The sequence below is a fragment of the Salegentibacter salarius genome (assembly GCF_900168265.1).
GTDB lineage: Bacteria > Bacteroidota > Bacteroidia > Flavobacteriales > Flavobacteriaceae > Salegentibacter > Salegentibacter salarius.
In genome coordinates, this window is sequence record NZ_FVZF01000010.1 from 70,022 (window position 1) to 84,857 (window position 14,836).

A 14,836-nucleotide genomic window follows, 5' to 3' on the forward strand; every position below is an offset into this window, starting at 1 on the left:
TCAATGGGTAGCAGCATTTTAATTTCAAGACAAATCTTGAACATTTAAATCTCGATTATCGAGTAAAAAAATTACTACAAAATGAAAGAAGGATTAGCAGGCAAAATTGCCAAAGGCTTTATGGATTCAAAACTTACGGTGCTTCTTATGATCGTTTTTATGGTCATTGGAGTATACAGTTCGTTCCTGATTCCCCGGGAAGAAGAGCCACAAATAGATGTACCAATGGCCGACATTTTTGTTGGTTATCCTGGTGCAAGCCCAACAGAACTTGAATCGCGGGTAATAAAACCCCTGGAAAAAATGGTTTCCAATATTCCGGGAGTAGATTATATCTATTCTACTTCTATGAAAGAACAGGGCATGGTAACCGTTCAGTTCCTGGTGGGAGAAGATATTGAACGCTCCTATGTAAAGCTTTATAATGAACTTATGAAGCATATGGACCAGATGCCAAAGGGCACCACAATGCCTTTGGTGAAGACAAGGTCAATTGACGATGTTCCGGTGCTGGGGCTTACACTTTGGAGTGAAAATTATGACGATTACCAGCTTAGGCAGATAGCCAATGAACTAACTCACGAGATAGAAAAAGTACCCGATGTTTCGGTGACCAATGCCATTGGCGGCCGTAGCAAGCAGGTGCGCGTAGTTCTGGATAAAGAAAAGATGGCTGCCAGCGGTGTGGATTTCCTTGGTGTTTCTGAAAAAATACAGGCGAACAACCAACAACTTTCATCTGGTAGTTTTGACAGGAATGACACCGAATTTTTGGTAAGCACCGGGAGTTTTCTTGAATCTGCTGAAGATGTGGAGAATCTTATTATTGGAATCCAGCAGCAACAGCCTGTTTATTTGTATCAGATTGCAGAAGTAATTGAAGGCCCTGAATTACCTAAGGAATATGTTTCTTTCGGTTACGGTCAGGGCTCTAAAGCAGGAAATAATTTCTCTTCTGAATATCCTGCAGTGACTATTTCAGTAGCCAAGATCAAGGGAGCTGATGCGATGCAAATTGCGGATGTGATCATCGCTAAAGTAGACAAACTAAAAAGCAATCTAATTCCAGATGATGTACACGTGGAAATTACCAGGAATTACGGGGAAACAGCTTCTCATAAAGTAGGAGAATTGCTACTGCATTTAATTGGAGCTATAGTTGCGGTTACCCTGGTGGTGATGCTGGCTATGGGCTGGCGTGGCGGTTTGGTGGTTTTCTTATCGGTGCCGGTAACCTTTGCCCTCACCCTGCTTAGCTACTATCTTTTAGATTACACGCTTAACCGGATAACCCTTTTTGCTCTAGTATTTGTAACAGGGATCGTGGTAGATGATTCTATTATCATTGCTGAAAATATGCACCGGCATTTTAAGATGAAAAGGCTGCCCTTTAAGCAGGCGGCTTTATATGCCATAAATGAAGTTGGAAACCCAACCATTCTTGCAACCTTTACAGTAATTGCTTCGGTATTGCCCATGGCTTTTGTAAGCGGATTAATGGGACCATATATGAGTCCTATGCCCATTGGAGCTTCTATTGCAATGATTTTGTCCCTCTTTGTGGCACTTACCATTACTCCTTACCTGGGACTTATTTTCCTCAGGGAGAAAAGCAGTGGAAAAGAGAAAAAAGAAGAACCTGCAGAAAATATAGAGGATACACGTATTTATAAACTCTATAACAAATTAGAAAGACCGCTTATTACGAATAAGAGTACGCGATGGATCTTTTTAGGTACTACTATAGTATTGTTATTAGGCTCTGTTGCCTTGTTCTTTACAAAATCTGTGGCTGTAAAAATGCTGCCGTTTGACAATAAAAATGAATTTCAGGTGGTGATAGATATGCCAGAGGGTACAACTTTAGAACGTACCGCTACGGTTACCAGGGAAATTGGCCAGTACCTTTCACAAAGGCCGGAAGTGGTAAATTACCAGAGTTATGTTGGTACCTCGGCTCCAATCACCTTCAATGGTCTGGTAAGACATTATGATCTTAGGGGCGCAAGCAACACGGCCGATATACAGGTGAACCTAAAGGATAAAACCGAAAGGAGTGCCCAGAGTCACGATATAGCAAAATTGCTAAGACCTACCATTCAAAAGATCGCCAAGAAATTTGATGCCAATGTGAAGATCGTGGAAGTGCCACCGGGACCTCCGGTAATGTCCACCATCGTGGCCGAGGTTTACGGTCCTGATTATGAAAAGCAAATTCAAATTGCCGACGAAATTCAGGGTATCCTAAACCAAACCTCAGATGTAGTAGATGTAGATTGGATGGTAGAAGCAGATCAAAAGGAATTTTATTTCGAGATAGACAAGGAAAAAGCAATGCGATACGGAGTTGCTCCGCAACAAATTGTTCATACTATGAATGCTGCTTTAGGAGATAGGGCCGTGACGCACCTGTATGATGAAAATGCTACGCAAAGAGTAGCCATTGTTTTATCCTTAGCCGAACAGGAAAAATCAACTCCTTTGGATATTTCTCAAATCAAGATCGCTTCGCAAACAGGAGAAATGGTAAGTATAGCAGATCTTGTTCAGATAGATAAAAAAGTTAAAGAGAACAGCATTTTTAGAAAGAACCAGAAACGAGTAGTTTACGTACTGGCCGATATGGCTGGAGAGTTAGAAAGCCCGGTTTATGCAATTTTAGGAATGGAAGAAAAATTAAAAGAAATAGATCTTCCCCCAGGTTATGAGCTTAACGAGCTTTATATAGAACAACCACAAATGGAAGATGATTATACCGTTAAATGGGATGGCGAATGGCAAATTACTTTGGAGGTTTTCAGAGACCTAGGAATCGCCTTTCTTGGAGTGATATTTATTATCTACATCTTAATTGTAGGCTGGTTCCAGAATTATCGAGCACCAATCGTAATGATGGTAGCAATCCCGCTATCGCTTATCGGGATTGTGCTGGGGCACTGGATTATGGGAGCTTTCTTTACCGCAACCTCTTTTATTGGTATGATCGCCCTGGCAGGGATCATGGTGAGAAACTCGGTATTACTTATCGATTTTGTGAACCTGAGGCTGGAAGACGGAATTCCATTAAAACAGGCAGTGATAGAAGCAGGTGCAGTACGTACCACTCCTATTCTTTTAACCGCGGGAACGGTAGTAATAGGAGCTTTCGTTATCCTCTTTGATCCAATTTTCCAGGGACTGGCAATTTCATTAATGGGCGGAACCATTGTTTCAACAATACTTACTTTGCTTGTTGTGCCACTGGTTTATTATATGATAGAAAAGAAAAACCACGAGTAAACAACTTCGTAGCAAGCTTACGAAGCATTATTATTGGAAAATATAATTTGATTTCGAGGCATCCGATGCTTCGGAACGCAGCATTTAATCTCGATTATGGAGTAAAACTAAGTCTGAAGAAAGCTGAAAAGGGAACAAAAACCTCATCAGCTTTCTCTTGACAACTAAATATTCAGCAAATGAAATTATTAATTGTAACAAGTGTGTCGGAATTTCAGAAGGAAATTCTCAACATATTTAAAATGGCAAAGATCGAAGCCTTTAGCCGTAGTGAGATAGATGGTTATAAAAATCCCAACAAGGTAATCGCTACGCTAAGTTGGTTCCCGGGAGAGAAAGGCGGGAATGAATCTCTTATGTTTTTCTCTTTCGCTGAAAAGGAAAAAATAGACCGGTTGTTTGAACTTGTTTCAGAATTCAACGAAAAACTGGAAACCAATAATCCTATAAGAGCGGCCGTGGTAAACATCGAGAATTTTATCTAACCTAAAAACTATATCAAAATGAAAAATAGAATTGTACGTGGTGTGGCAGGAAGTTTTGTGCTTATAAGCCTTCTTTTGGCCGTATATGTAAATATTAACTGGTTGTGGTTTACCGCATTTGTGGGAGCTAATCTCCTTCAATCCTCACTTACCCACTGGTGTCTTATGGATAAGATTCTTGAAAAACTGGGAGTTTCAGATGAAGTAAAATCGGCGCAAAAATGCTAATTTCCGCAGAGATCAATCTGAACGAATTGGCGCTGAAGACGCCTCACCCCTGTTTTAAAACCATTGTACTTCAATAGATTATGTAACAAAAGTAACTGTGCGCAGCGGACTTTAGGTTTATTTTTGCGACTGGAAATCAGTCAGTTATTTATACTGAATTAAAAAATAATACAATGAATAGAGAAGAAATAATTAAAAATAACGAAGGTACAATCGTAGATGTACGTACACATAGCGAATTTATGGGAGGAAGTGTTTTCGGAGCAGTTAACATTCCCCTTAATGAGGTTCCACACCGAATAGACGAACTTAAAGAAATGAAAGCACCATTGATCTTATGCTGTGCTTCCGGTAACCGAAGCGGACAGGCAGAGAATTTTTTAAGTCGGCAGGGCATAAACTGTCTTAATGGAGGCTCGTGGCTTGAAGTTAATTATCTAACCTCAAAAACAGCATAAGTATGATCGCAAAACTTAAAGAGCTTTTAGGAATAAAACCAGCTCCCAATTATAGAGAACTTCTTCAAGAAGGTGGAATTATTGTAGATGTGAGAACTAAAGCAGAATTCTCGGGTGGTCACATTAAAGGATCTAAAAATATTCCTTTACAAACGCTACCGGCAAATCTTAGTAAACTAAAAGATAAAGATAAGCCAGTAATAACCTGTTGCGCCTCGGGTATGCGGAGCGCTTCGGCAAAAAGTGTATTAAAGTCTAATGGGTTTTCGAATGTTTACAACGGCGGAAGCTGGTCCAGGCTAAATAGCCAAATTTCGTAATAATTATGATAGAAAGAATTTTTACAGGTTGGACGTGGATACGGGCAGCCTACTTTTTAATTGGTAGCTGGGTTATTGTACAAAGTGCCCTGGAAGGCGAATGGATTGGCATTGCCCTCGGCGCCTGGCCGGCTGCTATGGGACTATTCGGACTTGCCTGTGCAGGGGGAAATTGTGCAAATGGAGCTTGTGAAGTAAAATCAGATCCAGCAGATACGAACCAGTGATCTTACTGTTTTAAAAACTGATTGCAATTAGGGAGTTACCGATCCATACTGGAAGAACTTCTCTTAAATACTTATTACCACTAATTCCTAATACTCTCCCTTTTTCATTTTCTAACACCGGGAATATTTTTATGAAATAATTTAAAAACCTCCATCACAACCACTATTATAGAAGCGGTAAAGAATAGTTTGAGCCATGTATCCCAGGCTACCGGCTCAAGAGAAAGTATTTCCTGCATAAAGGGAAGATGTAATGACAATATATGAAGGCCCTGAGCAGCAAGTATCCCCAGCATTAAAACATAATTATTACTGATTGGAATTTTAAAAATTGACCGGGTTTCAGACCGGCAGTTCATTGAGTGAAAATTTTGCAATAATACCATTAATAAAAGTACAGTATTTCGAGCTGTGCTTTCTTCCCATTTTAAATGATTGAGCAAATGATACCACAAACCAAAAGCCAGTAAACTAATAACTCCAGCCGAAATTAAAGTTTGGCTTATCATTAAGCGGTTAAAAATACTTTCGTCTGGTTTTCTTGGGGGCTGTTGCATAAACTTCTTTTCTCCGGTTTCAAAAGCAAGTGCAACATCCTGGATGCCATTAGTGACCAAATTGAGCCATAACAATTGTACCGGTAAAAAGATTAATGGGAGCTTAAAAGCTAGTGAAAGTGCAATAGCTATTAATTCGGCAGCTCCCGTAGAAATCAATAAGTAAATAATCTTTCTAAGATTGCCGTAGGTAAAACGTCCTTCCTCGATTCCGGCTACCAGAGAAGCGAAGTTGTTATCGCTTATAATTATGGAAGAGGTGTCTTTGGCAACATCGGTACCATAACCCATAGCCACACCAATATTTGCGGTTTTTAGGGCTGGGGCATCATTTACCCCGTCGCCGGTTACAGCAATAAAATGACCCGATTCCCTTAGGGCCTGCACAATAAGTTGCTTTTGTTGTGGTGAAACCCTGGAAAAAACCCTTTTGGTTTTGAGTATCTCCGTCAAAGCACCGGGATTTTCTTTTGTTAATCCAGCCAGGTCCATACCGGTAATTAACTCATCTTGATGACTCGCGATTCCAACTTCCTTCGCAATGGCCAGGGAGGTTGCAGGGTGATCACCTGTTACCATGGCTACATTAACTCCTGCCCGGTGGCATTCTTCTACTGCAGGCTTTGCTTCAGCCCGCAAGGGATCTATTAGCGCAATAAAACCAAAAAGTTGAAGGTCCGGAAGACTATTGATTGGGAGAATTTCAGAAACAGTATTTCCAGCCACCGCAATAATACGGTATCCATTTGCGGCATAACGTGTAGCCTCTTCCACCAGCGCTTCATACTTTTCTTCTGTAATATGCTCCCGAATTCTTTCAATAGCTCCCTTAACTGCAATTTTAATATTATTCGAGTCTTTTTCACGATAATATACTGCTGCATATTGCCGTTCTGACTCAAAAGGCACCTCGCTTAGTTTTTCTACAGATTCCAATATCTTATCAGGGCTTGTTTTAACTTTATATGCTAAAGCCAATAGAGCTACATCTATGGGATCGCCGGCATAGTTCCAGCTTCCATTGTCTAAATGGAGTTCCCCTTCGTTACAGATAACTACTGAGCGAATAAGATCGTCCAGGTCATTTGAAGCTGTATTGGAAATTTTAATATCCTGTTGATTAGTTATCTCACCCATCCCATTATAGCCTTCCCCGCTTAATTGAAAAACTTCAAGACCGGCAGTGACAATAAATTTTGCGGTTTGCTGGTCTACGGTAAGGGTGCCTGTTTTATCGGTGGCAATAAAGGTGCAACTTCCCAAACCTTCCACGGCGGTTAATTTCCGGATTATTACATTCCTTTTTGCCATTCTGGAAGCACCAATAGAGAGGGCTACCGTCATAGCTATGGGTAAACCTTCAGGGATGGCCGAAACCGCAACGGCTACTACAAAAAAGAACAATTCTTGTAAAGATATTCCCGCCCAATATCCAATCAGTCCTAAGACTAAACAGGCTCCGAGAACAATAAAGCTTATTTTCCTGGTAAAGGTTTCCATTCGCTGTACCAGTGGTGCCTTCCCGGTTTCCAGTTCTTTAAGGGAAGAAGCAATTTTTCCTAATTCTGTTTGTAAATCGGTAGACACCACTACGCCTGTAGCTCTACCAGTAGTAATTGTGGTTCCTGCAAAGAGCATATTTATTTTGTCCCCTACAGGAAATTCTTTTTGTTCCATTTCCCTGGCTTGTTTGGAAACAGCAACCGATTCTCCCGTGAGAATTGCTTCAATGGCCGACAGGTTATTTTCTTTAAGGATACGCAAATCGGCAGGGACCTTATTTCCCGATTCTAAAACTACTATATCTCCCGGAACCAGATCTTCCCCATCAAGGTTTTGCATACTTCCATTACGAATTACCCGAGCTTGAAGCTTTATCATTTGTTCTAAAGCCGTGGCTTTGGATTCAGCCTTCCATTCTTGAAAAGCCCCTATGACAGCATTTACCACAAGTACCAAAAAGATAAAGCCAGCATCGGTATATTCCTTTAGAAGAAGAGCAACCAGGGCTGCCGCAAGGAGAATATATATCAATGGACTTAAAAACTGGTTGAGAATTATATGAAACAGCGTAATCCTCCTTCTGGAAGGAAGCAGATTTTTTCCGTATTTCAAGACTCTTTCGGAAACCTCAGAAGAGGTGAGGCCAGAAAATGAAGTTTCAAAACTTTTCAAAACCTTTTCTACACTAAGACTATGGTAGAACTTCTTTTCCATATAATAGATTATATATCTAAAGATACGTCTTATGGAAAGCTTAGATTTTAAATAGTTTATTCTGGACAAATTTTAGGGTTATCACTTATAAACACTATGTTCCTTTAAAAATTTAAGACAGGTTGTCGCTGAAAAATTTGAGAAAGCAATTTTAGAAAACCGTTTTTTGGAAACTCTTACCTCTGTGTTACCAAAACAAAAAAGCCGACTCTTTCAAGTCGGCTTATCCCTTTGTGCGGGCGAGAGGACTCGACCTCCAGGCACTGCTGCACTAGACCTAAATTTCACTTATCTAATTCGATAGAAAATCACGACATTTTATAATGAACTGGATTTATATTTAAAGAAGCTCTTCCTATACGCTATTAAGAAACAAAAAATGCTCTTCAAAGAATACAAATCACCTCTGAGCAATTTCAAGAGCCCATCAAAGAGGAAAGTTATTTGAACAGAGTCTTTTAGAAGGGAATAATTAGAGGATTTTATGCAGTCCAGTGTTTTTTAATCTACAATAATCATTCAACTCCACCTGCATTATTAGCTAAATTTTGCAAAGTATTGGAAATTTGTTCAATTTGCTCTTCATTGCCTTCTAATTGGTGTTTGTCTTTTAAAAATACAGGATCGTTATAAGCAATATGTACCGTTCCATCCTCATCTTCCCATACCAACATTTTCTGCGGTAGATCTACACCAATACTTCTTTTGGATTGCATTAAAGGAGTACCAAGATTGGGGTTTCCAAACATAATTATGCGGGTAGGACGTAGTTCCATTCCGGCGTTTTCAGCATTTTGCTGGTGGTCCAGTTCGGCAACAACACTTATATTCTGGTTGGCTTCTATGCTTGATTTTAAATTATTATAGGTGGTTTCAAAATCGTTGTTGCTTTGCACATTTTTAATTCCTTCGTGTAAATCAACATTTTGATCATTGGTTTGTTCTCCCTCGGCATCAACCGCTGTTCCAACCAAGTGGCTTAGCGCTCCGGAAATTTGTGAAAGGCTTTCTACCCTACTCCATAACGAGAGGCCAGGTATTCGGTACTGTTATACAGGGCAAAAACTTCTTCTTCCTCTTCATAAAACAACACCTTCTGCGGAAGGTCTAGACCCACTAATTGATTTTTTGCATTAGCGGCGTTCCCAGGTTAGGATTTCCAAAGAAAATAATTTGAGTTGGCTCCAGATTCATATCTACTGAAGCGGCATTTTGGGAATGATCTAACTCCTGCACAATGCTAATATTTTCATTCTCGTCAAGTGCCGTTTTTAAATTAGAATAAGCATTATTAATACTCAATTCACTTTGAAAATAAACTATCCCCGATGCCTTAGGAGTATTTATAGTTTCTTTAGGAAGATTCGTATTCTTATCATCATCCTGGCAAGAAGTCAACAAAAAGAAGAGTGCGAAAAGAAAATTCAGCTTTATCATAGTAATTTCATTTTACCCATAAATTTAGAGATCGGACCACAACATTATTTCATAATTAACAGAACTTAACTTGAAATTTTAATTATCTATTTAAAAAAAATAACAGGAGAACCAGTAATATCTTTTTGATAAAATTCATATTAGTATTATATTTATCCTAATTTAAAGCTTTATTTTTATGAAAAACACAAAATCAATACCTAAAATTTATTGGGTTTATATATTTTTCGCGATTACGGTTATTCTTGCTTTATTAGTATCATAGCTTAAAAACAATCTTATAAGGCTTCTTTTTTGAATTTTAAGGAGTCTTTCCAAAACCTGAAAGTCCTTATTCCTTTGAATTTATCCCTTATTAAGAATAAGGTTTCAGGTTTTCTGAAATAAATCATTTTCCAGAATCTGCCTGGCAGTTTTTTCTGGTATCATTTTTCCCATCCTCCCCTCCTTCTCGTTTCATTTCATGGATTTTTCGGAAATGAATATTCAAATTTCATTTTTATAGTCTTGAATATCCAAAACTCAAGATTTTGATAGAGTTCTTTTATTTCTTACGACAATATTAACAATCTCACTTTTCTCCACATATACATCAAGGCCAGTTAAAATATCATTTATGATTTTTAGCTAAGCACATAATTCCCATTAAAATCCATAGACCATAAACCAAACAGAATTAAAAATTTCTTTTCAAAAAAATGAATATTCTCAGCATATTAAAGCAAGGAGATAAATTAATGAAAACAGTTTATTGTTTAAATTGAAAATACTTAAAATTTAATAATTAAGTTTTGTTTTCAATCTCAACAAGATTTTCACCTAATATTCAATTTCAAAAGTCTTTAGTAATTTATTAACACAAACTTTTAAAATAGACTATATTCGCGGCTTAAAAATTTTAGGCTTATGAAAGAGAATTTAGAGTTTATGAAAAAGCATTTTGTTAGCGATATTTCTGCCGGTCTGGTAGTTTTCCTAATTGCTTTACCCTTATGTCTTGGTATCTCACTTGCTTCTGGAGCACCTTTGTTCTCAGGTATTATTGCAGGTATTGTAGGAGGTATTGTTGTAGGGTTTTTTAGTAACTCCAGTATCAATGTTAGTGGTCCTGCTGCCAGTGTGGCCCTTGTTATATTTACCGCCATTCAAACTTTGGGTAGTTTCGAAGCGGTTTTGGTTGCCGTAATTTTATCTGGTGTATTCCAGATTATTCTTGGTTTTTTAAAGGCAGGTACGGTAGCATATTTCTTTCCAAATGCTATGATTAAAGGTATTTTGGCATCTATCGGGTTAGTACTTATTTTAAAACAAATTCCCCACGCGTTTGGTGTAGACCACGTTTTTGAAGGAATAGAAACTTTTAAAAATAATGATGGCACCAACACATTTTCTGGAATAATGAAGGTCTTTAATGAAATTAGTTATGGTGCAACCACAATTACTATAGTTTCATTAATCATTTTAATAGGATGGGATAACCCCCTTTTCAAGAAATTTAAGTTCTTTAAGTTTTTTCCTGCTGCACTAGCCGCAGTTATTGTGAGTATTCTTCTGAACGAATTTTTTAAAGCATCTCTTCCGAGTTTTGCACTGGATTCTTCTCATTTGGTTAAACTTCCGGTAGCGGATTCGTTTGGTGATTTTTTTGGTTTTTTCCAGTTGCCTGATTTTACTGCGATAAATAATCCTGAAGTTATAAGTATTGCACTTGCTATTACTTTTATTGCCAGTTTAGAGTCGCTATTAAGTACAGAGGCCGGTGATAAATTAGATCCTTATAAAAGGAGAACTTCTACTAACCGTGAATTAAAAGCACAGGGTATTGGTAACATTGTAGCAGGTTTTATAGGTGGTTTACCAATTACAGCGGTAATTGTAAGAACAACTGCCAACGTTAGCTCTGGTGGTAGAACAAAAACTGCAACTATTACTCACGGTATAATAATGCTTGTTTGTGTGGCTTCTATCCCTATGCTACTTAATTTAATCCCATTAGCTGCTTTATCGGCAGTACTATTTGTAGTAGGTTATAAGTTAACCAGTATCCCAATTTACAAATCGGTATACAAGCAAGGAAAAAAGCAATTTCTTCCTTTTATTATTACCATTTTAGTGGTAATGTTTACCGATCTAATTACCGGTATCCTGGTGGGGGGAGCTATTGCGGTATTCTTTATTCTACGTGATAACTATAAAAATGCATACGTAACTCAGGAAAAAGTTGAAGAAAAAGATGGAACCAGAACTTTAAAACTGGCACAGGAAACTACTTTCTTAAATAAAGCTGATATTATGCTTTATTTAGATCACCTTCCTAAAAAATCTCACTTGATAATAGATGGAACAGATGCAAAATTTGTACATCACGATATTTATGAGATCATTGATGAATTTAAAGAAACGGCTAAATACAAAGATATTAAGCTTGAGGTTGTTAATCTAGATAGGAATCTTACTGAAAAATTCTGGAGAAAACAAAGCTAGTAATTAAGAATGTCGGGGAATTATACCCTCAATGAGGGATTAAAAATAATTGTAATTGAAAAGGCCAGCAAAAATGCTGGCCTTTTCATTTTTTTCTGAAATTAGATCGACTGGAATAAATTTTCTTCATGAATTTGTCTGGCAGTCTTTTCCGGCAGCATGCGCTCCCATCCTTCTTCTCCTTCCCTGATCATTTGGTGCACCTTTCTGGAATGAATATCTAGAATTTCAACTTCATAATTCTCTATATCTACCACGCGCTTATTATCTTTAAAATATTGATAGAGTTCTTTCATACCTTCCGGAATATCAATCTTCTCACCATTCAAAATTTCATCATTTTCCTTCAAAGGATAGAGGTAAATTTTTAAATTTTTAAAGAATAATTTTCCAAAAGCTTCCAAAATCCCACCACTTAAATTTGTATAATATTCAGGGTTAAAAATATCGGTTAAGGTATTTACCCCCATAGTTAGCCCCATTTGTCTCTTGGTATGCTGGGAGAAATATTCTACTACTTTGTAATATTCTTGGAAGTTAGAGATCATTACCGTATGCCCAAGCGAGCAAAGTAAATCGGCTCTGTCTAAAAAGTCTTTTTCATTGATATCACCCTCAGCTTTAAGATTATTCAAAGTAATTTCAAAAATAACCACGGCATCTTCTTCTTCTACCTTTTTTTCCTGGAGAAACAAGTTTAAGGATTCTTCATACATATTCATATTAACCCTGGTTACCGGCCTGAAACTACCTCTTAATGTGAGGATGTTTTTTTTGTAAAGTACACTTGCGGGCAATACGTTATTTCCATCGGCTCCAAACATTACTGCTTCGGTAATTCCGTTTCTGAGCAGTTCAAGGCTAATCAAACGATTATCTACCTTTTCAAAGGAAGGTCCGTGAAAATTTATGGCATCTATTTCTATTTTATCGTGGTCTATATGATCATAAAGACTCTTTAATAATTTTTTCGGATTATCATAATAATAAAAAGAACCGTAAATTAAATTAACGCCTAAAAGACCCAGTGTAATTTGCTGATGAGCTGCATTATTTTCATGAAACTGAACGTGAATTAAAATCTGGTTATAATCAGTTTTGGGCTGGGTCTGAAATTTTATACCTAACCAACCGTGACCTTTATATTTCTTTGCAAAATCTATTGTCGCTACAGTATTGGCATAACTAAAGAATAGTTTTTTTGGATGTTTTTCCCTGGATATCCTTTCCTCTATTAATTGAGTTTCAAAATTGAGCATATCTTTTAAGCGGGCCTCGGTAACATACCTCCCTTGTGGTTCCAGGCCATAGATTGCATCACTAAAATCCTTATCGTAAGCGCTAATGGTTTTAGCAATTGTGCCCGATGCGCCACCAGCCCTAAAAAAATTCCTTACCGTTTCCTGACCGGCCCCAATTTCAGCGAAAGTGCCATAGATATTCTTATTTAAATTTATCCTTAGGGCTTTATTTTTAATAGACCTGCTGGACTCAAATTTCTTTTCTCCTTCAATTATATTTTTCATATACTATTTTTGTTTTTTAAAATTCTGAAATCTCCTGGAATTTGATATCCGGATAGGTTTTTATTGCCATTTCTAAAGTGAATGCAGAATCAGCAAAGAACACCAATTGATTTTCTTTATCCCTGGCCAAATATTTTCTTTTTAGCCTTTTAAACTCTTTAAAGTTTTCTGAATTCTCATTTCCTGGGTCTATCCAACAAGACTTGTAGACCTTTAGGTCTTCGTAAGTACACTTCGCCCCATACTCGTGTTCCAAGCGATATTGAATCACTTCAAACTGTAAGGCTCCCACCGTACCAATAACTTTACGTCCATTAATTTCAAGCACGAATAACTGAGCAACACCTTCATCGGTTAATTGCTTTATACCCTTTTCCAATTGTTTAGTTTTCATAGGATCAGCATTATTGATGTATTTAAAATGCTGCGGGGAAAAACTCGGGATTCCTTTAAATAAAATTTCTTCTCCTTCTGTAAGAGTATCCCCAATTTTTAAATTTCCGGTATCGTGGACGCCTACAATATCGCCGGGATAGGAAAGGTCTACAATTTCCTTTTTCTCTGCAAAGAATGCATTGGGACTAGAAAATTTCATTTACTTCGATTTTCTTACGTGTAAGTAAGGCGAGTTTCTTTTAAAGATTCCGGAAACTACTTTTATAAATGCCAAACGGTCTCTATGCTTTGGATCCATATTAGCGTGAATTTTAAACACAAATCCTGAAAAATTCTCTTCATGCCCTTTAATCTCGCGAGTCGAGGAAGACTTAGCTTCTGGAGGAGGGGCTATCTTCACAAAGCAATCCAGTAATTCCCTTACTCCGAAATTATGCAAGGCCGATCCAAAAAAACCGGATGCAATTTTCCTGACCTGTATGATTCATAGTTAAAGTCCGGGTATACCCCTTGCACTAAATCGAGGTCTTCTTTAAAGGTATCAGCTGTTTTTGTTCCGATAATTTTTTTTAATACCGAGGAGTTTAAATCGTGTATTTCGATAGTTTCCTCGATATCCTTTTTTGGATCGCCGGTAAAAAGATTAATATTTTGCTCCCATATATTATATATGCCTTTAAAATCATAACCAATACCAATTGGAAAACTTAATGGAGTTACTTTCAAGCCCAGTTTAATTTCAATTTCGTCCAATAGCTCAACCGCATCCTTTCCTTCCCTGTCTAGTTTATTTATAAAGACTATAATGGGAATATTGCGCATCTGGCATACCTCTACTAACTTTTCAGTTTGTTGTTCGACGCCTTTGGCAACGTCTATAACCACAATGACACTATCTACCGCAGTAAGCGTCCTATAGGTATCTTCCGCAAAATCCTTATGTCCCGGTGTATCTAAAATATTAATTTTGATATCCTTGTATTCAAATCCTAAAACAGAAGTGGCTACAGAAATCCCTCGTTGTCTTTCGGTTTCCATAAAATCACTGGTAGCCCCCTTCTTTACTTTATTGGATTTAACCGCACCCGCTTCCTGAATAGCCCCTCCAAATAACAATAATTTCTCAGTCAGGGTAGTTTTTCCAGCATCGGGATGGGATATAATTCCAAAGGTTCTTCTTCTCTTAATTTCATCTTCTAACTTCATTCGGGTCTAAAATTTA

Annotated in this window: 11 protein-coding genes and 1 pseudogene; 7 read left to right on the forward strand and 5 right to left on the reverse strand. The window is 37.7% G+C overall.

What is annotated here, in order from left to right:
- Positions 1 to 81 precede the first annotated feature (81 nt).
- From B5440_RS07560 to B5440_RS07585, 6 genes are all read left to right on the forward strand, one after another.
- The gene (locus tag B5440_RS07560) at positions 82 to 3,279 is read left to right on the forward strand and encodes an efflux RND transporter permease subunit (RefSeq protein ID WP_070052809.1); all 3,198 of its coding nucleotides are present in this window, start codon (positions 82 to 84) and stop codon (positions 3,277 to 3,279) included.
- Positions 3,280 to 3,458: 179 nt separating this feature from the next.
- Positions 3,459 to 3,764: a hypothetical protein gene (locus B5440_RS07565; protein ID WP_070052808.1), complete on the forward strand. Its 306-nt coding sequence runs from the start codon at positions 3,459 to 3,461 to the stop codon at positions 3,762 to 3,764.
- 18 nt (positions 3,765 to 3,782) lie between these two features.
- Positions 3,783 to 3,992 (forward strand): YgaP family membrane protein, encoded by a 210-nt coding sequence (locus B5440_RS07570; RefSeq protein ID WP_070052807.1) that lies wholly within the window; start codon positions 3,783 to 3,785, stop codon positions 3,990 to 3,992.
- 173 nt (positions 3,993 to 4,165) lie between these two features.
- Positions 4,166 to 4,450, forward strand: a complete 285-nt coding sequence (locus B5440_RS07575; RefSeq protein WP_070052806.1) for a rhodanese-like domain-containing protein — start codon at positions 4,166 to 4,168, stop codon at positions 4,448 to 4,450.
- A gap of 2 nt (positions 4,451 to 4,452) precedes the next feature.
- On the forward strand, positions 4,453 to 4,770 hold the full coding sequence (locus B5440_RS07580; protein WP_070052804.1) for a rhodanese-like domain-containing protein: 318 nt from the start codon (positions 4,453 to 4,455) through the stop codon (positions 4,768 to 4,770).
- Between the two features lie 5 nt (positions 4,771 to 4,775).
- Complete coding sequence (locus B5440_RS07585) at positions 4,776 to 4,997, forward strand: hypothetical protein (protein WP_070052802.1); 222 nt, start codon at positions 4,776 to 4,778, stop codon at positions 4,995 to 4,997.
- A 104-nt stretch (positions 4,998 to 5,101) separates the two neighbouring features.
- On the opposite strand, the gene B5440_RS07590 is transcribed toward B5440_RS07585, so the two are convergent.
- The 3 genes from B5440_RS07590 to B5440_RS15455 form a co-directional block, all read right to left on the reverse strand.
- Positions 5,102 to 7,771 (reverse strand): cation-translocating P-type ATPase, encoded by a 2,670-nt coding sequence (locus B5440_RS07590; RefSeq protein WP_070052800.1) that lies wholly within the window; start codon positions 7,769 to 7,771, stop codon positions 5,102 to 5,104.
- A gap of 515 nt (positions 7,772 to 8,286) precedes the next feature.
- The gene (locus tag B5440_RS15450) at positions 8,287 to 8,745 is read right to left on the reverse strand and encodes a DUF302 domain-containing protein (protein WP_141728102.1); all 459 of its coding nucleotides are present in this window, start codon (positions 8,743 to 8,745) and stop codon (positions 8,287 to 8,289) included.
- Between the two features lie 142 nt (positions 8,746 to 8,887).
- Positions 8,888 to 9,208, reverse strand: coding sequence for a DUF302 domain-containing protein (locus tag B5440_RS15455; RefSeq protein WP_232755973.1), 321 nt, complete (start codon positions 9,206 to 9,208; stop codon positions 8,888 to 8,890).
- Positions 9,209 to 10,114: 906 nt separating this feature from the next.
- Between B5440_RS15455 and B5440_RS07600 the strand changes: the two genes are divergently transcribed.
- Positions 10,115 to 11,692, forward strand: coding sequence for a SulP family inorganic anion transporter (locus B5440_RS07600; RefSeq protein WP_070052798.1), 1,578 nt, complete (start codon positions 10,115 to 10,117; stop codon positions 11,690 to 11,692).
- Positions 11,693 to 11,793: 101 nt separating this feature from the next.
- On the opposite strand, the gene B5440_RS07605 is transcribed toward B5440_RS07600, so the two are convergent.
- Both B5440_RS07605 and B5440_RS07610 read right to left on the reverse strand, forming a co-directional pair.
- A complete protein-coding gene (locus B5440_RS07605) occupies positions 11,794 to 13,218 on the reverse strand; it encodes a nicotinate-nucleotide adenylyltransferase (RefSeq protein WP_070052796.1) in 1,425 nt (474 codons plus the stop codon).
- A 16-nt stretch (positions 13,219 to 13,234) separates the two neighbouring features.
- Positions 13,235 to 14,820 (reverse strand): annotated as a pseudogene (locus B5440_RS07610) (peptide chain release factor 3).
- Positions 14,821 to 14,836: the final 16 nt, after the last annotated feature.

Coding starts and splice junctions, on each gene's coding strand:
- B5440_RS07585 (WP_070052802.1), top strand. CDS start 4,776: ATGATAGAAAGAATTTTTACAGGTTGGACGTGGATACGGGCAGCCTAC.
- B5440_RS15455 (WP_232755973.1), bottom strand. CDS start 9,208: ATGATAAAGCTGAATTTTCTTTTCGCACTCTTCTTTTTGTTGACTTCT.
- B5440_RS07600 (WP_070052798.1), top strand. CDS start 10,115: ATGAAAGAGAATTTAGAGTTTATGAAAAAGCATTTTGTTAGCGATATT.
- B5440_RS07560 (WP_070052809.1), top strand. CDS start 82: ATGAAAGAAGGATTAGCAGGCAAAATTGCCAAAGGCTTTATGGATTCA.
- B5440_RS07580 (WP_070052804.1), top strand. CDS start 4,453: ATGATCGCAAAACTTAAAGAGCTTTTAGGAATAAAACCAGCTCCCAAT.
- B5440_RS07565 (WP_070052808.1), top strand. CDS start 3,459: ATGAAATTATTAATTGTAACAAGTGTGTCGGAATTTCAGAAGGAAATT.
- B5440_RS07590 (WP_070052800.1), bottom strand. CDS start 7,771: ATGGAAAAGAAGTTCTACCATAGTCTTAGTGTAGAAAAGGTTTTGAAA.
- B5440_RS07575 (WP_070052806.1), top strand. CDS start 4,166: ATGAATAGAGAAGAAATAATTAAAAATAACGAAGGTACAATCGTAGAT.
- B5440_RS07570 (WP_070052807.1), top strand. CDS start 3,783: ATGAAAAATAGAATTGTACGTGGTGTGGCAGGAAGTTTTGTGCTTATA.
- B5440_RS07605 (WP_070052796.1), bottom strand. CDS start 13,218: ATGAAAAATATAATTGAAGGAGAAAAGAAATTTGAGTCCAGCAGGTCT.